Source organism: Bacteroidia bacterium (assembly GCA_033391075.1).
Lineage (GTDB): Bacteria > Bacteroidota > Bacteroidia > J057 > J057 > JAWPMV01.
In genome coordinates this window covers 6,722,767-6,741,081 of record JAWPMV010000001.1, presented here as the reverse complement: position 1 = coordinate 6,741,081, position 18,315 = coordinate 6,722,767, and the positions used below count along the sequence as shown (strand labels likewise).

At 41.7% G+C, this 18,315-nt stretch carries 17 protein-coding genes; all 17 read right to left on the bottom strand.

What is annotated here, in order from left to right; all coding sequences use genetic code 11:
- Positions 1 to 10: 10 nt before the first annotated feature.
- The 17 genes from R8P61_26965 to R8P61_26885 all read right to left on the bottom strand — a co-directional run bounded on the left by R8P61_26965 (position 11) and on the right by R8P61_26885 (position 18,301).
- Positions 11 to 610 carry an RNA polymerase sigma factor gene (locus tag R8P61_26965; GenBank protein MDW3650746.1) on the bottom strand — a complete coding sequence of 200 codons (600 nt, stop codon included), beginning with the start codon at positions 608 to 610 and terminating at the stop codon, positions 11 to 13.
- Complete coding sequence (locus R8P61_26960) at positions 595 to 1,707, bottom strand: hypothetical protein (protein ID MDW3650745.1); 1,113 nt, start codon at positions 1,705 to 1,707, stop codon at positions 595 to 597. The genes R8P61_26965 and R8P61_26960 overlap by 16 nt, the downstream gene beginning before the upstream one ends.
- 208 nt (positions 1,708 to 1,915) lie before the next feature.
- Positions 1,916 to 2,206: a Dabb family protein gene (locus tag R8P61_26955; protein MDW3650744.1), complete on the bottom strand. Its 291-nt coding sequence runs from the start codon at positions 2,204 to 2,206 to the stop codon at positions 1,916 to 1,918.
- Positions 2,207 to 2,233: 27 nt separating this feature from the next.
- Positions 2,234 to 2,647, bottom strand: a complete 414-nt coding sequence (locus R8P61_26950) for a hypothetical protein (GenBank protein MDW3650743.1) — start codon at positions 2,645 to 2,647, stop codon at positions 2,234 to 2,236.
- A gap of 3 nt (positions 2,648 to 2,650) precedes the next feature.
- Positions 2,651 to 4,900 carry an MMPL family transporter gene (locus R8P61_26945; GenBank protein ID MDW3650742.1) on the bottom strand — a complete coding sequence of 750 codons (2,250 nt, stop codon included), beginning with the start codon at positions 4,898 to 4,900 and terminating at the stop codon, positions 2,651 to 2,653.
- A complete protein-coding gene (locus R8P61_26940) occupies positions 4,897 to 5,505 on the bottom strand; it encodes a 4'-phosphopantetheinyl transferase superfamily protein (GenBank protein ID MDW3650741.1) in 609 nt (202 codons plus the stop codon). The genes R8P61_26945 and R8P61_26940 overlap by 4 nt, the downstream gene beginning before the upstream one ends.
- Positions 5,502 to 5,753 carry an acyl carrier protein gene (locus R8P61_26935; GenBank protein MDW3650740.1) on the bottom strand — a complete coding sequence of 84 codons (252 nt, stop codon included), beginning with the start codon at positions 5,751 to 5,753 and terminating at the stop codon, positions 5,502 to 5,504. The genes R8P61_26940 and R8P61_26935 overlap by 4 nt, the downstream gene beginning before the upstream one ends.
- A gap of 21 nt (positions 5,754 to 5,774) precedes the next feature.
- Positions 5,775 to 7,052, bottom strand: a complete 1,278-nt coding sequence (locus tag R8P61_26930) for a beta-ketoacyl-[acyl-carrier-protein] synthase family protein (protein ID MDW3650739.1) — start codon at positions 7,050 to 7,052, stop codon at positions 5,775 to 5,777.
- A 17-nt stretch (positions 7,053 to 7,069) separates the two neighbouring features.
- Complete coding sequence (locus R8P61_26925) at positions 7,070 to 7,531, bottom strand: hydroxymyristoyl-ACP dehydratase (GenBank protein MDW3650738.1); 462 nt, start codon at positions 7,529 to 7,531, stop codon at positions 7,070 to 7,072.
- Positions 7,524 to 8,438, bottom strand: coding sequence for an SDR family oxidoreductase (locus R8P61_26920; GenBank protein ID MDW3650737.1), 915 nt, complete (start codon positions 8,436 to 8,438; stop codon positions 7,524 to 7,526). The genes R8P61_26925 and R8P61_26920 overlap by 8 nt, the downstream gene beginning before the upstream one ends.
- Positions 8,429 to 9,484: a type III polyketide synthase gene (locus R8P61_26915; protein ID MDW3650736.1), complete on the bottom strand. Its 1,056-nt coding sequence runs from the start codon at positions 9,482 to 9,484 to the stop codon at positions 8,429 to 8,431. The genes R8P61_26920 and R8P61_26915 overlap by 10 nt, the downstream gene beginning before the upstream one ends.
- Positions 9,485 to 9,545: 61 nt before the next feature.
- Complete coding sequence (locus R8P61_26910; protein MDW3650735.1) at positions 9,546 to 10,262, bottom strand: methyltransferase domain-containing protein; 717 nt, start codon at positions 10,260 to 10,262, stop codon at positions 9,546 to 9,548.
- Entirely contained in the window at positions 10,259 to 10,972 is a 714-nt protein-coding gene (locus R8P61_26905) for a methyltransferase domain-containing protein (protein ID MDW3650734.1), read from the bottom strand. Before R8P61_26905 ends, R8P61_26910 begins: the two co-directional genes overlap by 4 nt.
- Positions 10,956 to 12,089: an FAD-dependent monooxygenase gene (locus R8P61_26900; GenBank protein MDW3650733.1), complete on the bottom strand. Its 1,134-nt coding sequence runs from the start codon at positions 12,087 to 12,089 to the stop codon at positions 10,956 to 10,958. Before R8P61_26900 ends, R8P61_26905 begins: the two co-directional genes overlap by 17 nt.
- Positions 12,090 to 12,103: 14 nt before the next feature.
- Positions 12,104 to 13,033, bottom strand: a complete 930-nt coding sequence (locus R8P61_26895) for a pseudouridine-5'-phosphate glycosidase (protein ID MDW3650732.1) — start codon at positions 13,031 to 13,033, stop codon at positions 12,104 to 12,106.
- Positions 13,034 to 13,111: 78 nt separating this feature from the next.
- Positions 13,112 to 15,223 (bottom strand): polyphosphate kinase 1, encoded by a 2,112-nt coding sequence (gene ppk1 / locus R8P61_26890; GenBank protein ID MDW3650731.1) that lies wholly within the window; start codon positions 15,221 to 15,223, stop codon positions 13,112 to 13,114.
- Between the two features lie 3 nt (positions 15,224 to 15,226).
- Entirely contained in the window at positions 15,227 to 18,301 is a 3,075-nt protein-coding gene (locus tag R8P61_26885; GenBank protein MDW3650730.1) for a hypothetical protein, read from the bottom strand.
- Positions 18,302 to 18,315: the final 14 nt, after the last annotated feature.

The following is an 18,315-nucleotide window of genomic DNA, read 5'->3' as shown; positions in this document are numbered from 1 at the left end:
GTATTAAATCTTAAGAACGATAAATGGCGAGTTTATTTGCCAGTTTTTGTAAACCATAGTACAAGCGCGATTTCACCGTACCTTCTGCACATCGACAGATCTGGCCTATTTCTTTGAGAGACAGACCTTCCTGATACTTGAGTATGAAGGCATTTTTTTGATCGGGTGAAAGTAGATCCAATGCTTTGATCAATTCCTGATTAAAAGCTTTGACATCCAATTGCTTTTCCAGATCAGGATCAAAACTACCTGGATGCAGGCTTTGTTCCTGGTCATAGAGATCACGAACCTTCCATTTGCGGTATTCATTTTTTACCATATTGGAAGCCAGGGTATAGAACCAGGTCGAGAATTTGAGTTTGGGATTGAATGCATCCGCTTTCTCGATGAGTTTTAAAAATAGGTCCTGTACAAAGTCCTGGGCGATCTCGGGATTTTGTTTGAGCATGCGATAAAAGTAGCGCAGCATCTTGTTCGAATAGCGATTGTAGATTTCCGTAAAAGCAGCCTCATCGAGTGCAGCAATGCGCCCGATGAGAATTTCATCCGGGATTTGCAGCCCGTTTTTGATATTTCTCTGCTGAATCTCTTTCACTATCTGGATAGCCATTTTTTGACTTCCTCTGTTCTCCCGCACCTTTCTGCTACTTGCAGGAGTCGATCTTTATTGATTTTTGCCTTTCCTTTCTCTCCCTTCTCTTCATAATGCTTTTGCAATCGCATGAGGGGAGCTAAATATGTTCCCATGTGGTAGCGTACCGTCGATTCAGGGGAAAGATAGGAGAAGATATCCTCAATATGATTCATTCGAAACTTATTCTCCACATTATCGGCCAGCACACGGATATTATCAAACCTTTTCTCGCTGTATTTTGAGGTCAGTCCCACCATATACAAATCCGATTTGATGGACTCATATAGGCTTTCTTTTAAAGTCAGAACGATATGTACCGGGATATTTTCTGCAGACAGGAATTTAACCATAGAAGGTACATCTACTTTTACCTGCTCAGCTTTACTTTTAGAAATGCCTAGCTGCTCCATAAGTTTGGCGCGATACTTTGGCAGATTAGCTAAAGAAGCATTGATAACCGTAACATCCGGTCTTACTCCCAAAGCGTCCTGCAGAAGCCATAAAGGCATGGTATCATTATCGCCATGGGTAATAACTACTGCATTGCGATCCAGGCTCATCAAGACATTGTAATTGATGGCTAGCAAATGAGGAGAAAGCTCATTGCTTTGGTACCATTTGAGGTTGAATTCTTTACGTTTGCCCAGGTTTCTTTTGATTTCATATTGAAGGGCAAATTCTTCATTCAATTCCAGGCGACTGGGATCTGCCTCATAGGCCTTTTTGAGCATTTCTAATTTCTCATCGAAATCAGATCCATTGGTAAAGGATGAGAGGAAGTAGTATTCAAAACTATTGGGCATAGCTTTCTGAAGGTCAGTAACTACTTTCTCCATGGCTGCTTGTGGCCAGGGACCTCCTGAAACCTGTCCTCCTGCTCTAGTAGCCCAGTAGTAATTCATCCAGGCATCTCCATTTTTGGGATTCTTTTCGACCACTTTTTTCCATGCCTGTATTTGTTCCTGGTACCATTCAGGCTTTTTCATCTCTTTGGTGATCCGGTACACCTTCTGAGGCGTTTGTGCCTGTAGTCCAAAAGAAAAGAGGAGAAAGATGGGAAGGAATTTATACATCTTGAACGTATTTTTTGATATAGGTGAATATAGCTTGAATCCGAATTCAAGTGTACATACACCTTTGTGATTCAAAGGTTCAATTCCTCCAGTATTTTTTCGATCTGAATAAAGGCGGTGTTTGCTTTCATCGCCTACAGATTCTGCCGGCTTTTGCCCAATCCTGTCCTGAGCGTATGGGATCTAAGCCCAAACGTGCGAGCTAAATCTAAATCGCATCAAAAACCTGGACCTTGGTCCACATATCTTTGCAGCTATCAATGAAGACCTGATGAACTTCGTCTGTAGTCTGGTAGATGTCGTGCTTTTCTTTGGTTTCGAAAAAGACAAGCAAAGAGAAATCGAAGGAATCTTCTACGACCTCCCGATCTGATTTAGCGGCCAGGCCCACATGAGCTTCTTTAACCATAGGACTTTTGATGAGGGCATCCAGACTAGCTTTAAATGCTGCGTGATCAGCTCCTTCTTTTAACCAGAAAAATACGTGATGGATAAACATACTAATGAGTATTTATGAATTTTGATTTTAGGTAAATATTGCAGCATAAAGCCCGTCTACAATCCAGTTTCCTAAAGGGAAATAAGTGGAAAAGAAGAGGGTCATTGCCAGGGTGAAATTTCTAGGACTGAAAATCTTGTCCAGAATATTGTCTTCATAAGCGATTGAAGACTTGATCGAATAGCCGCCCAATTCCAGTATGCCCATAAAAAAGAGACCATAAAAATATTGCTCATACCAGGGCAATGGACTCAAAAGAATGGATACAGGAACCATGTACAAAATGTAGCAGCTGATGATTTGCGCCTTGTATTTAAAGCGTGCGATTTTGGCAATTATCCCCACTTGATTCATGGCCACTCCCCAAATACCATAAAAAAGCACATACACCATCCACTTTTGCCAGGGAAGTTCAATTAAAGGGCTTAAAATCTCTTGCATGAATTATTCTTTCAGAAATAATAGGATCAAGGCAGGCAATAAGAGAAGATCTGCAATTAGGGCAAGGATCATGCTCAGCGCTACCAGGGCGCCAATATAAAAGGTTCCCAGAAAATTTGACAAACAAAGAACCAAAAAGCCCAAAGATAAAATGACTGAAGTCAGGATAATAGCCCTGCCGGTATGGATATAGGTGTTTTTGACAGACTCCAAAACACCATTTTCTTTTCTTTCCAATCGATAATGACTTAGAAAATGAATGCTATCATCCACACTGATACCCAATGCAATTAAAAATATAATCGCAGTAGATATTTTTATACTGATCCCAAAGATTGCCATGATGGCGGCCAGACATAGTAGGGGAAGAATATTGGGTAAAAGGGCTATAAGCACAACTTTAGCCGAACGTAATACCAATCCCATAAAAAGACTGATGCCCAAAATAGCCAATGTCAATCCACTTAAGATATCCATGGCCAGGAATTCGGTATTGAGTTCCAACAAATGTGAGGTGCCGGTAAATCGATATTCACATTTTCTTTCTGGAAGTTCTTCTTCCAGAAAGCGATGGAAGTCGGCATTCATCTGATATACCTTTCTGCTGCCCAAATCCGGTAAAAATCCCATAATGCGACCTTCGCTATAGTCTGAACTGAACAAGATGCGATCACTATTTGCTTTGAATTCCTCTTCAATATTTTGGCTTAGCAAAAATTGGAGGGTATTGCTATCCGGGATTTGATAAGCGGAACTTCTGCCTGAGTTAAATACCTGATTGGCACTTTTTATAAAACTTAGTGGAGAATTGATATTCTGAAGTTTATACTCATTTTCTAAATAGGCCTCTACCCTATCCAGCTCTGCTAATACCTGAGGCGAAAAAATATGTTCACTGCTATCTCGAAGTTTTACAGAAATTTCCTGCGGCCTGCTCCCTCCATAGCTATCGCTAATGAAAGAGAAATCCTGTACCAGGGGATGCTCTTTTCTCAAATCTGTGAGAAGAAAAATATTGACTTCTAAATATGTAGTGAGAAAAGCGAAGAGGAGTAAGAGTCCCATTGAGGCGAGTACGATTCTTTTTGCATGTTCCTGGGTGAAATGAAATAAGCGGACTAAAAAATCATGCAGCCTTTGTTTGACAGAGGTATTGCTAAATCGAATCTGTGGAAAAAATTGAATGAGTGCAGGAATGATGGCATAGGTCATAATCAGGGCGAGGAAGACCCCCAGACTGGCAAACAATCCCAATTCATGTAAAAGAAAAAAACGAGTACTCAGCAAGCTCAAAAATCCCAGAATGGTAGTGATACTGGTGAGCAGGGTTGCAATCCCGACTTTCCGGATGGCTTCTTTGAGGGCTTTCTGGCTCTCCCATCCATTTTTTCTCAGGCTGATATAATGAGAAAGCAAATGAATTACATCCGAAACCCCAATCACCAAAAGCATACTGGGAATGATATTGGAAACCAGACTCAGCGGCCGATCGAGTAAAACCATAGTCGCTATGGTCCAAAGAACAGCCAGTCCAACAACGATAAGCGGAAGAATGAGTGCTGGCAGGCTTCTGAACATGATAAAGAGCACCAGCATAATGACCAGTACAGAAGCTATAATAAAGATGCCTATCTCTTTTTGAATGGTATTTGCGAAAGTGCTTTGCCCGATACATTTCCCGGATAAATAATAGTTACCCACTTCAAAGCCTGAAAGAATTTCTCTGAGATCCCTGTTTAGGCTCTTACATTCATCTGCATCTGCAAATGCCTTATTACTAAGGTAGATAAGAACGGAACTTCCGTCCGGAGCGATGAGATATCCGGGTAAAACAGGATGCTGCATGAGTTTGAGACTATCTTGGTCCATCTTACTCGCATCCTTTGGATGGATAAACGGGATTTTTCTTGCTCTCCGAAATCCTGGGATGAATTTGTAATCATAGATATTGCTGAGTGAATAAGCTTTTTCAATCAAGGGATGACTTTCTAAAGAATCAGTCAGTTGTTGGAGGTTTTGTAGAAAGGATTGATTGAAAATTCCGGAGCTGGGCTTTATAGCAATCAGGATGAAATCATTGTCACTGCCAAAAATTTCTCTATAGCTATCAAAGTAGGCGGTTTCTTCACTGCCAATCGGGAAGAAGTTTTCTATATCGTAATCAAATGTGAGTTTGGGAATCTGAAAGGCCATAAAGACAGTACCCATCAGAATGAGCAGGAGAACAAGTAGGCTCTGTCTTTTAGGTATCATAAAGGCGTATCCACATAGGCAAAGGCTCCCCAATGACCATGATGACTGATAGAAAGCTCGATTTGGCTTTCTTTTCCTGAAATATAAAGGCCAGGAATGGAATTTTTCTTTCTAATCTCAAGAATTCTATTGTCGAAAGAAGAATTCTTGGAGAAATGTTCCAGGATAATTTTTTTTGTCTGGAAAGATTGTGAACGAAGGTCTGTTTCTGATAAGGGAAAAGAATAGGTCTTTGCTTGATGAAGATCTGATTGTTTAAAGACAGCAATTGCTTGAATAAAAGTAGCTGTGCTTTTAAGCTCTGCAAACAGCTCCCCATAGGGAGAATTTACCTTATAATATATCGAATCGTAATATTTGATTTCCCTTAAATAATTGATAGTAAATATTTTAGGTATAAATCTGTGCTGGTGATCAATATTGCATACCAATTTGTATGCTGCTTCTTTTATCGCCCAGGAAATCAGAAATGCTATAAAGGGCTTTTCCTGCGCTTTCACCCATACTAATTCCTCCTCTACTAATACTTTCTGCCAATAACGTTCTTCTTTCCATCGACTGGGATGATCTTGATAATTCAGGTCTATGATGTCCGTGCCGATCATTTGGCCAGCTGCGCTTGAATTACCTCGATGGATTTCCCAACGGTCAACATCTGTTCTGCATCATCATCGCTGATCTCTATGTTAAATTCGTCCTCCAGATCGAGAATGATATCTACCAGGTGCATAGAGTTTATTTTTAGATCATTGATCAGGTCTGTGTCAGAGGTGATATTTTCGAGATCAATGCCTTCCTCAAGATAGGCCTTCATGATCTTCTTGAGTTTTTCTGTTATTTCTTCGGGCTTCATATTAGCTAATGTCTTTAGGTTCTATCCTTGAAATCGCTTGAAAATAATGCAACTATTCACATCTCCAAAGCCAAAACTGCTACTGGCCACTGTATCGACCTGGATGTTTTCTGTCTTGGAAGGAATAGATGTTTTTGGAACAACTGCCTCTACTTCCGGATGTAGATCCTCACAGTTTAGGCTTTTATGGACGAAAGTTTTATGTATCTGTAATACTGCGGCGACTGCTTCTATTGCTCCGGATGCACTCAGGCAGTGGCCTGTCATGGATTTGAGGGCTTGTATTTTAGGGAAGTTATCTCGTTTGATTTTGAGAGCATTTACCCAAAGTTCAACTTCGCGAGGGTCAAAGATGGTAGAGGTAAGATGGCCTGAAATGAGATCAATGTCCTTGCTCAATATTTCTGCATCTGCAATTGCTCCATGAATGCATCGTAACACTCCTTCTGGATTTGGGGCCGTCATAGAGCCTTTATTTCTTTGGCCTCCGGAATTGGTAAAACCTCCGAGGACTTCAGCATAAATGTGAGCGTTTCTTCTCAAAGCAGAACTCAATTCTTCCAAAACCAAAGCTGCTCCCCCACCTCCGGGTACAAAACCAGAGGCAGATGCGCTCATAGGTCGAGAAGCTTCTAGAGGAGAATCATTATGCTTACGGGTAAGGACCCGCATAGCGTCAAAACCTCCCCAAACATGAACGCTACTACTATCACATGCGCCACAAAGCATACGCTTGGCCTTGCCCATTCTGATTCGCTCCATACCCATAATCAGCGCCTCGGTTCCTGTAGCACAGGCTGAGGCATTGCTGCTTACCTGATTTCCCAGTCCCAGCATTCCTCCCAGATGTGCACTAATCCCACTCGACATGGTTTGCGGAACGGTGGTACTCCCCAGTCTTTTTACTTTGCCTTCATCTATTTGATAGGTTGATTCGCGGATTACGTCTGCTCCAGCCAAGCCTTGCCCCATAATACATCCACTATCCCAATCCGGCTCTTCATTTTTTCCATAGGGAAGTTTTGCATCTTTCCAGGCATCTATGGCAGAGATCAATCCATATATCAGGCCGTCTGCACTTAGTCTTTTTTGTTGCAGGGGAGTAAAGTATTGATTGAGTAAATCTTCGCTGATTTCCGGTTCGGCGCCGACCTGACAGGAGAAACCCAATTTCTCCATTTTTTCCATCTTTCTGATTCCGGATTTCCCCGCACGTAAGGCTTCTTCAAAATCACCCAGGCCAATACCATTCGGTGATACCACTCCCATACCCGTTATAACTATGCGTTTGTGTTGCATTGACTCTTTCTGTTTTCCTATAAAAACCTATTCCTGATACTCATCCCACTCAGGATTCCTTTACAAACCGTCTCACCTTGCTCATTGTTCATAGATACTTTGCATTTTAGTTTACCCAGTCGAAAATATATTTTCTCGGAATGGACAACTACTTTTTCACCAGGTAAGACTTGCTTATAAAATTCAACTTCTGACGAAGTAAAGGCAAAGGGTATATGCTCTTTTGTCTGGTATGCGCCAGAAAGAAAAATTCCCAGGCTTACCAATCCGATTTGTGCCATACATTCGATAAGGATAACGCCGGGCGTAATGGGATTATCGGGAAAGTGTCCCTCATAGAAGGGCATACTTTCCTGAAAGGTAAAACTGCCTTTTGCTCCTTTTTCATCTACTGACTCCAACTCATCTACGAATAGAAAGGGCTCCTTATAGGGCAGCAAAGTTCTGATTTCTTCTGCAAGCTCCATAGAATTAGGCATTCTTTTCTCCACCATCAACCGGAATCACCGCTCCATTAATCCAGGCTGCTTCATCTGTGCATAGGAGATAAAGTGCATTGGCTACATCGGCTGGAAGTGTGAGTCTCTGGAAAGGGTTACGAACAGCTGCATTGAGTTTTAGAATATCACTGCTGGGAATCATGCGAAGTGAGGGAGTATCTGTAATACCGGGTTGCACCACATTGCATCGAATACCAAATCTCGCAAACTCCAGAGAAATTGATCTGCAGATGGCTTCCAAAGCTGATTTCGCAGCACTTACTGCGGCATAATCTCTCCATGCTTTGGTATTGCCTGCACTTGTAAGCCCTATCACACGAGCATCCGCAGCAAAGAGGGAAGCATTATGGATAAATTGAACCCATTCGTAGATGCTCAATGCCATGGCTTCTATTGTCAACTCAAAATCCTGGCGGGTCAGGACAGGTCTGTCTATATCTGCACCTTCATCTTGCAAGATCGATTGTAAATCTTTGAAAGCTTGCGAAAGTGGCGTTTGTTCCACTCCTGCTTTTTCATTCAGGCTATTCTCTTTGGTTCCCTGCGCATCGGTCATGGGTTTGAGGTTGCCTTTAGCGATCGAATGGAGGAGAAGCCTGACTCCCTCATTTTCTCCCATCTCATTTTTCAACTCCTTCAAGACCATTTCAATATTTTCAGAGCGGGTAGCATCCAAATTAAAATTCAGGACTTTTACCCCAAACTGCCGAAAGGAATCATAATGTGCTTCGATCTGAGGGAGATCTTTTTTTCTGTCTCGGTGTAGGATGCAGAGATGCATGCCTTCCTGCGCCAGTTTTTTTGCACTCGCCAATCCTATCCCACTGGATCCCCCCAATATGACGGCCCAATATCCTTTATCTATAAAGGTTCTATTTATTTCCATTCTAGTAATACTCTTTGTGCAGAGAAGCCCGGTCCAAAACTTAACATCAGACCTTTCTCTCCCACAGAGATAGGCTTTTTTAGGATTTCGTCCAAAACATAAAGTACAGTAGCACTGGACATATTTCCATATTCTCTCAATACCTTTTTAGTTGCATCGATATTTTTTCCCATTTGGCCAAAAAGACCTTCTACCATTTTCACAATCTTTTTACCTCCCGGATGGAAGATGAGGTGATCGATCTCTTGGATATTGCTATGGTTTTTTTGGAGAAAGGGGTGGATAATCTGATCGAAATTCTCTTCGATTTTCTGAGGAACCTGTGGATCAAGTACCATTTGAAAACCGGAATTCCGCACATTGTATCCCATCATTCCGATTTCATCATAGAAATGAAACATCTCAGTATCGACAATGCTGGGAGCTGCTTTATCACTCGGACCTAATATCGCGCAGGCAGCTCCATCTCCGAAAATTGCTGCGCTCACCATATTGACCATGGAGAAATCATTCCATTGGAAAGTACTCATGGGAGATTCTACAGCAATCAGGGCTACTCTTTTGTCCGGATGTGCTTTGAGGAAATTATTGGCGTAAATGAGGCCGGAAATCCCTGCTGCACATCCCATTTCCGTTACGGGTAGTCGGACCACATCTTGTCGCATCCTCAATCGATTGATCAGAAAGGCATCTACTGAAGGGATCATAAATCCTGTACAGCTGACGGTAATGATATAATCGATCTCATCGGGATTCATCTCTGCATTTTTGAGGGCTTTGACCAATACTTTCTCCGAAAGATCAATGACGGATTTTATATACAGATCATTCTTTTCCTCAAAACTCAGAGGTGCCAAAACCCGATCTGCTGGCATGATAGAATACCTGCGATCTACTTCAGCATACTTAAAGATTCGCAAGACTTTCCGTTTAAATCTCTCGTCATGTCCCTCCAGATGTTGGGACATATCTTCCAGAATCTCCTCGGTAGTCTTGCTATAAGCAGGAAGTTCAATGGCAGTTGCGAGTATTTTGGCAGAACTCATGTATGAGGTAAAATTTATAGACGTCTAAAAATATTTTTAGGTAAATCTGTTGTAAGGCTAATCAGGGAGTGAGTTTTGCAACGATTAAGTAGCGGAATGCCCATTTCCATCCGATGTATGTCACTTCAGATTGAGACTCTTTCAATAGATCTTGTAATTCCTGTTTTTTAAATCCTTTCCTTATGGAAAGCAAACCATCATGATGCGCCATTTTACTAAATCTCAAGACTTTACTCACCAACATAAACAGAATGTAGGGAAGCCAGTGTCTTTGGAGATCATTGATGATGAGGTATTGAACACCATCTGATTTCAATTGGCTGATAAGCGCTATAATTTCCTCATCTGAAAAATGATGCAGAAAGAGCGCACAAGTTACAATATCTATTCCCTGATAAGTCGTATCAGGATCAAGTATATTGACTTTTTGATAGGCAATATTACAATATGCTTTTGACATTTTGGTCGCATAGGCGAGTGTTGCCTGATTTGCATCCCATCCAAGGAAAGAAAATTCCTGTCTGGAATTCCGACTTTTTTTAGCCAAATATCTCAAGGCATCTCCCCCACCTGTTCCCAGGTCAAGTAAGTTGATTTTAGCTTGGGGAAACTTAGAGACTATTTTCTTCAGGCCTGTCCAGGTGATGTTATTTCCTCCTAACCAGACACTGATCCAGGCGAGTTGGTCGAGGGTCTTCTCCAGAAGATTTCCTTCCATTTCAAGGTCATCCATGATCTCTTGCTCTCTACTTCGGGTGGCAAACTGCGAAAAGATCATAGGCCTTGAGGATTGATTTTGATAATCATTCGGAAGAAAAATTTGGGAATGATTTGAACAGTTCCCTGACCAAAAATGGAGAGGAGTTGTTTGATTTCCGATCTCTTATAGGCTCTTTGGATTGCAGTCAAGCCATCAGTTTTAACCAATTGGTTAAAACCAAAGAGGGGTGAAAATATACGGAAAAGTAGAAAAGACCATTTGCTCCGCTCAAGTTCGCTGATGAGGATGCTGTATTTGACAGAAGTTATGTGTTTTCGTAGAAATTGGATGAGGGCCTCTTCTTCGAAATGATACATAAAATGACTACTAATCAAAATATCGCAGGTATCTAGTTCGAAGTCCTTTGCCAGTATATCAGCTTGTTTGAAGCTTAGAGAAGAAATGTCCTGACTTGCTTTCTTTGCATGTTCCAAAGCATGCATATTTCCATCAATCCCTACCAATGAGTATGTGATTCCTTTTCTTTTTAGTTTTTTTGCCAATACAGTCAATACATCTCCTCCTCCGCATCCCAGGTCAATGACTTTGATTTCTTTTAGTTGATGTTCTTCAGCTACTTTCAATACTTCCCCAATCAGGGAAGAGGTATTGCCCAGACTTTTGTTGATAAAGGCCAATTGTCTGAGCGTTTGCTCCAGCTTCTTGCCAGAAAGATTCAGATTATCCAAAGCTTCCTGTTTTTTTGATCTTTTATTGAGTGTAGGCATCGAGATAATGTCCGTGTGTTCGCTTGATGATAGCAGGAAGCAAAGGAGGCAGCAGTTTTAGACTGGAAACTGCGAATGAGGAAAGTCGGTTACTTCCCATAAATGGCTGAAAGTTGCGTCCCCAGGATAAGCGCGAGGCAAACTTGTCATTCCATTCTTTTTGATAGCTATTTTCCAATTCCGTTCGACTCAATTTCCCTTGCTTAAACAACACAATTTGCTCAGCAAGGATTTTAGCAGCGTGTATGCTCATTGCCATTCCATTTCCTGCCAGGGGAAATATCATTCCTGCTGCATCTCCACACATGAGGACGTGATTTTCCACCAAGTTCTTTTCCTCAAAATATATATTGGATATAACTATGGGCTTGTCCAGGAGTTTGCGCGATGAGTGGAATACTTCTTTTATAAAGGGATTTTTACTTAAGACCTTTGATTCCAACTCATCAATGCCTCCATATTTATTTAGGATTTCTTTTTTACTGAGATAACAAAGATTTAAGCTCCCGTCTTCCATGCGGGCCATTCCACAATATCCTCCTTCAAAATTATGGAGAGAAACCTCAGCAGCTGGATAATCATAATCGAAATACTGTTTTACTCCGATATAACTGGAACTACTTCCTAAAAAATCCCGCTTCAGCTCTTTGTCCAGGCCCGTTCTTTTACCATAGGCTCCAATGATGAGCTCTGCACGATAGCTTGATTTATCTTTGCATATGAGTTTGTGATATCCTGATTCAAATTGAATTTTTCGTACTTCTTTGCCTTCGATGAGTTTGATGCCTTCTTTTTGACCAAGTATAGCTAATTGATAATCAAGTGTATATCTGCGAATCCCAAATCCTCCAATGCTTAGTTTAGAAGTAACATACTTTCCAGTATGCGAACTTAACTTAAATTTTCTGATCCGATTTGCTCCTGATTTTTCAAGCGAAAGACCCAGACTGGACAAATAGGGCTCGACTTCGGCAGATAAATATTCTCCACAGAATTTGTGAAAGGGATATTGACGTTTTTCGATGAGCATGACCTTTAGGCCTGCCTTTCTCAAATGAATGGCACTACACCAGCCGCCTAATCCTCCTCCAATAACTATGACATCGGCCTCTTTCATATACAAAGAATCGCTTAACTGCGATTTTGTTTTTCCAGTTGATTGAGTTCTACGGCAATTTCTCCGGCTACGGCTGCATTATTTTGGACGAGTTGGATATTGGAAAAGAGACTATTTCCCTCAGTGAGTTCTTTAATTCTGTTGAGGAGGAAAGGGGTGAGTTCTTTTCCTGCGATATTTGCGGCTTCTGCTTCTTCTATCGCCTGTTCGATGACCTGATCTATTTTTCCTTTATCCATAGAGTATTCTGTGGGAATAGGATTGGCGATCAAAGCGCCATTTTTGAAGCCTAATGCCCATTGTGTATGAAGCAGATGCGCAATCTCAGCAGAGCTTTCAAGCCGAAGGGGACATTTCGATCCACTTTCTCGGGTATAAAAGGCCGGAAATTCTTCTGTCCCTACTCCAATGACAGGCACTCCATAGGTTTCCAGATATTCGAGCGTCAGGGGAATATCCAGAATTGATTTCACGCCTGCAGAAACGACTGCTACTTGTGTTTGAGCCAATTCCTGCAAATCAGCTGATATATCGAAGCTCTCCTGAGCTTTTCTATGTACGCCCCCTACTCCACCTGTGGCAAAGATTTTGATTCCGGCCAATTTTGCGCAGATCATCGTAGCAGCTACAGTAGTGGCCGCATCTTTTTTTTGGGAAATGAGGTAGGAAATATCTCTTCGGCTCGCTTTTACTACATCAGGAGCAGTAGCAAGGTACTCGAGTTCTTCTCCGGTCAATCCTACCTTTATCCTGCCTCCCAGTATAGCCATCGTAGCCGGAATGGCTCCTTTGGAACGAATGATTGCTTCAAGATTCAGGGCTGTCTTTTTGTTTTCCGGATAGGGCATGCCGTGAGCAATGATGGTTGATTCAAGTGCAACCAGGGCTTTACCTGTTGCCAGGGCATCCTTTACTTCCGGAGAAAAATCGACAAAGGAGTTCATAAGCTATAAATTGAGTAAAATCGAAAGGCGAAGCTAAATAAAATTCAGCTTCGCCTTTGATATATTTTCGTCCTGATCTTAGATCAGCTTACCTGCCTTGATCAGTTCATAAGCATCTATTTGAGCTCGAACACTGGATTTATCATTTTTGATGGAGGTATTGATCATGTCTTTATCCAGGCTAACAGCTTTCACATTATCGGCCAGTTGAAGGTCAATGATTTTGATTACCTCATTTTTCAGGTTTTTATCTTTGATAGGAAAAACAACTTCTATCCTTCTGCTTAGATTTCGTTTCATCCAATCCGCAGATCCCATATACAGGGCATCTTCTCCCTGATTGTGGAAAATAAAAACACGAGCATGTTCGAGGAATTGATCCACCAAGCGCGTGATCTTAATGTTCTCACTCAATCCGGGTATTCCAGGCCGCAAACAACAAATTCCTCTAATAATCATTGTGATTTTGACTCCGGCATTACTGGCTTCATAGAGCTTGCGGATCATTTTTTTGTCCTCAAGATTATTGAGTTTTACAAGGACCTTGGCCTTTCTGCCAGCCTTTGCATGCTCTATTTCCCGATCGATGAGCTTTTCCAAGTCCGGTCGCATATTGAATTGAGCGACGAGGAGCTGCTTGAAATTGGGCTTGGATTTCCCTCCTCCTTCCAGATGTTCAAAAACTCCTTTCAGGTCGTTAATGATTTCATCATCAGAAGAAAAGAATCCATGATCTGCATAGATCTTTGCGGTCTTTTCATTGAAGTTACCTGTACTGAGGAAAGCATAGCCTTTGGTATCCTTACCTTCTTTTCTCAAGACCAAAGCCGTTTTTGCATGTACTTTGAGTCCGGGGAAACTATAAATGATTTTTACTCCTGCCCGTTCCATTTCCTCTGCTGAGTGAAGGTTCAGAGCTTCGTCAAATCGAGCTTTTAGTTCTACGAATACAGAGACCTTCTTCCCATTTTGCGCGGCCAGGATCATGGCATTTACCACAGCAGAATTGGCAGCTACGCGATATTGAGTAGCGTGAATAGCTTCGACATTTGGGTCATTGGCGGCTTCTGTGAGGAAGCGAATGACATAGTCGTACGACTGATAAGGAAAATGAACCATGTAGTCTTTCTCCGAAATCGCATCCAACATTGAAGTTTTGGATTCCAGTTCCAGGTGTGGCAAAGGTGGATAGGCTTTTCCTTCCAATTCGGGCGCTAGTGGATTTGGAAAGCGGAAGAAATCAGAGAAGTTGTGGTACTTTCCTCCAGCCAGTAAATCCTCTTTTGCCAGGCTAAATGTATCTCTCAGATAACGCAGCAGGTTTTTAGGCATTTCGCTATCATAGAGAAAACGTGCGGGCACACCCGTTTGTCTTCTCTTAAGGCTCTTTCTGATCTTTTCTACCAAATTTCCCCCATACTCATCATCAATCAGTAAGTCTGCATTTCTGTTTTGCTTGAATGAATAAGCACCTGCAACTTCATAACCTGGAAAGATTTTATCCAGATTGAAGCGAATGATATCATCCAGAAACATATAATAACGCTTCTTTCCGATTGCTGGTAGTTCTATAAAGCGAGGGAAATAATGGGTCGGAATTTGAATTATAGCTCTTCTTGAACGCCTTTCTGTATTTCCCGTCTCTTTTTCTTCCTTTAATGCTATCCTTGAGTTGCTATACAGTTTGATGGCCAGGTACAAAGCATTTTCCCTGAGAAAATGTTTGATCCTCTTTCTCCGCAAAAGTTCTGTATGGATAAAGGGAAATACATCTTCCTCGAAGAATTTCTCTATAAATTCTTTGTGTACATCCTCTTTGGGACCATCCTGCAATAAGTAAATGTCATTTTTATTGAGGCCGGGAAGTATGTCTTGTTGGAAAATGGCTCCAAACTCTTCTTGTTGTCGATTTACCTCTGCATAAATCTGGGCCAGAAGCTTTTCGGGCTCCAGGCCAACTAAATCCAGGCTTTTCTTCTTCACGCCCAATAAACTTCTGAGAGAGGCGACCCTCACCCGAAAAAATTCATCCAGATTTGAAGAATAGATAGCGAGGAATTTGATTCGCTCGTAGAGGGGCAAACTTTTGTCAGTAGCTTCCAGTAAAACCCGATAATTAAAGGAAAGCCAGCTCAGGTCCCGATCAAAGAACTTGGAACCTTTTGCTGCAACGGTGTTTCTAGTGTCCATGCGTTATTCTGAACTAAGGGTACGTATTTCTTGAGAAAACTCTCTTTCGATTTCCTTTTTTCTCTGGGACAAATACGTTAATTCTATGGCCTTCAAGGCACCGTATCCAGCATCGTCCGCCAGATTCCAGCCTTTGGAGAAGACAGCATAGTAATACCAATATTCGGCATTTTCTGTATTGCTTTCAAGGGCTTCGGTAATTAAGGCGTTTCCAGCCTCATAATTCTTTTGCTCCTTGAAGATCTTACAAAGTTGCAAGATCGCGTCTTGATCCATGGCTTGATGTCCGTGTAGCGACGCATAATGTTCAATCGCTTTTACAGTATCCTTTTTAGCAAGGGCCAACTCTCCCGAAAATCGTAATTTTTCTGTTTCCAACACAACATTCGGCTCAATCTTTTGAAATAATTTTTCAGCCCGGGACATCTGTCCTTGTTTCAAATAGGCTCTTGCCAGTTCTAACTGTAAGGGAATATCTTCTGCTTTTCCCGTTTCTGTTAGTCCGTATTGAAGATTGCTGATAGCTAGTGAGTCACTGTATTTATTATAGATTTTTCCAAGTTCCAGATAGGGAGCTGTCGATGAACTATCTTGTTCTATGGCCTTTCTGAAGGCATTGAGTGCTGTGATGTATTGATTGAGGCTATCCGAATACATACCCAAGAGTATGTTGTCGTTAAAACTCAAGGCATCCAAATTGACCATTTTTGAGACGAAGACGTCATTTTGGACATAGGGCAAAAGTAGCATGGCTCGCTCTTTGGCTATTTCGTCATAGAGTTCTTCCTGGCTTACACTCAATAAAGAAAGATGTGCATTGGCACTATCTGGCTGGCCGAGTTCAATTTCCATTTGAGCTGCATGCAAAAGGGCTTTTCCATTACCTGCTGCTCCCGATTTATTGAAATACTTCAAGGCCATTTCCGGGATTCCCTTTTGGTAGAAACCCAGAGCCATGAGATAATTTGCATCAGCTGCATAGGATTCGTAGGCTTCGTCGATGAAGTCCGTCCGTGTCATGGCATATTTGATAGAGTCCTGGTAAAACAGGCGCATGCCATCGAGCAGCAGGATATCCGGAGACTGCATTTCGCTTTCCTCCAAAAGAGATCGAATCTCTAGGGTATTGAAGGTGTCGACAGACTTTTGCAGGCCCGTCAGTATTTGATTGTAGCGAAAGAAAAGGTCATCCTCCGAATCGGCAGGAAGAGTTTCAAAATATAGTTCAGGATGTTTGAGTTGTAGAAAGAGTTGATTGCTTCTACTTGCCTGGCTTTTACCCGACTCATTTGCGAAGCGCATAAATTCTTGCGATTCTGTTAGGAAGCCCTGATCCAGATATAATAAGGAGAGATTGCTATAAATAGGTGAATTAGCAGGATCGGCCAGTAATGCTTTTTTGAAATGTACAATGGCTGAATCTACTTCTCCCGCTTTCAAAAATATGAGTCCCAGATTGTTTTCTACGAAAGGACTTACTTCTCTAGCTGTTGACAATACTTTACGTGCATCCTCTGGCTGATTGTTTAAGGCCAGCAAAGCCGCAGCATTGATGCGTGCATAAGGAAATTCGATCAGCCGGCTGGCATCCTGGTAGTGCCTGACTGCATCTGCGACTTTATAAGGATTGGCAACCAAAATAGAAGCCAGATTATAATTGGCTTTGGGACTAATCCCACTATTTCCCCTGGCAAGATTATATGCAGTTGTAGCTCTATCTGCATCTCCATTTATCAAAGCCTGATCTCCGGCCTGATTGTAATAACTGTGTTGGAAGAGATTCCAGCTTTTCCAATTTTCATATCCTCCTGCAGTAATGATTGAAACGATTCCGGCAGTCCAGATGATCCAGAATTCAAATCTCCCTCTTCCATTAGCCATCAGATAATAAAGATTGACCTTGCCTTTGAGAAGGGGAAGATGATTGGCAAAAACAAAAATCGTATGGAGGATACCCATACTGAGAAAAAAGATTACAGCAGCTCTTTCCAGGGTGAAATTTATGAGAGGATCTCCCATAGAATACTGATAAGCCATGAAACTCATGACAATCAACGCCCAGCTCAAAAGGATGAAACTGAAGTTGGATTGGGTACCAAAAATTTCTTTCACCTGATGATAATGGTTCTGAGAAGTAAATACCATCAGGATAGCTGAAAGAACAATCAAATAGATAGGTCGGAATCCCAATTCATAATCAGAAAGGAACCCAAAATTTACATATTCAAAGAGCCAGAGGAATTCGACTATCAAGAGGATGATACAGAAGCTCAGGATCAATCTATAATCCAAACGAGCACTTTTTATAGGTCTGTTAGTCGCAGCGGCGAACAGTATTTTTGTAGGCTCTTTTCCCAAAAAGAAAAAGAAGAGCAAAGCCAGGGCAACATTGTAGGTATATCCATTTACTGCGACCTGATGCAAGGCTTGCCAATTCCCTTCGCCGAACGGCAAGGCAAAAAGTATGAGATTCCATGCGAGAAACATGAATAACCTCAAGGGCCTTTTCCATTTTAGTATATCCATCTGAAAACAGAGCGCAAGAATAATGGGAGGAATCGCCAGCAAGAACTTGAGCGTTCTGGCTATGAAATCCAGATTCCCTACTGCACTCAGCAGGCTTTCATCCGAAATGATATAGCTAAAGACATCTGAACTAAAGAGGAAAAGAGCATAGAGAATATAGAACAAATACGCCCATCGAGATTTTATTTCAGATGCAGTTGCAAGGAAAACAGACCAGGCCAGAATTTGGAGCAGTGTAAATGCATAAACAATTCCTGCTTTGGGGAGAATAGGTCCGGCAGAAAAACTCACCCAGCTTCTGTAGGCATTGAGGGAAAGGTCGAATGAACGATAGTTATGTTCAACTTCCTGTATCAGGACTTTGTCTACCTCATTTTCTGCCAATTCAAGTACTTCCAATGAGAAGAACTCCGGCCATACCGAACCTGCCAGAGTCCATAAACCGGCTCCGACTAAGCAAGTAAATAAGATCAGGAAAAGGCCTTTCTGGAATTTCTCAAACAGCACATAAAAATAATGCAGTGGAAGGAAAGGCAATTTCTTCAAATCCATGTATCAGCTATTTC

Excerpts from the sequence above, each read along its gene's own strand:
- R8P61_26965 (MDW3650746.1), bottom strand. The coding sequence starts at position 610 with ATGGCTATCCAGATAGTGAAAGAGATTCAGCAGAGAAATATCAAAAAC.
- R8P61_26960 (MDW3650745.1), bottom strand. The coding sequence starts at position 1,707 with ATGTATAAATTCCTTCCCATCTTTCTCCTCTTTTCTTTTGGACTACAG.
- R8P61_26955 (MDW3650744.1), bottom strand. The coding sequence starts at position 2,206 with ATGTTTATCCATCACGTATTTTTCTGGTTAAAAGAAGGAGCTGATCAC.
- R8P61_26950 (MDW3650743.1), bottom strand. The coding sequence starts at position 2,647 with ATGCAAGAGATTTTAAGCCCTTTAATTGAACTTCCCTGGCAAAAGTGG.
- R8P61_26945 (MDW3650742.1), bottom strand. The coding sequence starts at position 4,900 with ATGATACCTAAAAGACAGAGCCTACTTGTTCTCCTGCTCATTCTGATG.
- R8P61_26940 (MDW3650741.1), bottom strand. The coding sequence starts at position 5,505 with ATGATCGGCACGGACATCATAGACCTGAATTATCAAGATCATCCCAGT.
- R8P61_26935 (MDW3650740.1), bottom strand. The coding sequence starts at position 5,753 with ATGAAGCCCGAAGAAATAACAGAAAAACTCAAGAAGATCATGAAGGCC.
- R8P61_26930 (MDW3650739.1), bottom strand. The coding sequence starts at position 7,052 with ATGCAACACAAACGCATAGTTATAACGGGTATGGGAGTGGTATCACCG.
- R8P61_26925 (MDW3650738.1), bottom strand. The coding sequence starts at position 7,531 with ATGCCTAATTCTATGGAGCTTGCAGAAGAAATCAGAACTTTGCTGCCC.
- R8P61_26920 (MDW3650737.1), bottom strand. The coding sequence starts at position 8,438 with ATGGAAATAAATAGAACCTTTATAGATAAAGGATATTGGGCCGTCATA.
- R8P61_26915 (MDW3650736.1), bottom strand. The coding sequence starts at position 9,484 with ATGAGTTCTGCCAAAATACTCGCAACTGCCATTGAACTTCCTGCTTAT.
- R8P61_26910 (MDW3650735.1), bottom strand. The coding sequence starts at position 10,262 with ATGATCTTTTCGCAGTTTGCCACCCGAAGTAGAGAGCAAGAGATCATG.
- R8P61_26905 (MDW3650734.1), bottom strand. The coding sequence starts at position 10,972 with ATGCCTACACTCAATAAAAGATCAAAAAAACAGGAAGCTTTGGATAAT.
- R8P61_26900 (MDW3650733.1), bottom strand. The coding sequence starts at position 12,089 with ATGAAAGAGGCCGATGTCATAGTTATTGGAGGAGGATTAGGCGGCTGG.
- R8P61_26895 (MDW3650732.1), bottom strand. The coding sequence starts at position 13,033 with ATGAACTCCTTTGTCGATTTTTCTCCGGAAGTAAAGGATGCCCTGGCA.
- ppk1 (MDW3650731.1), bottom strand. The coding sequence starts at position 15,223 with ATGGACACTAGAAACACCGTTGCAGCAAAAGGTTCCAAGTTCTTTGAT.
- R8P61_26885 (MDW3650730.1), bottom strand. The coding sequence starts at position 18,301 with ATGGATTTGAAGAAATTGCCTTTCCTTCCACTGCATTATTTTTATGTG.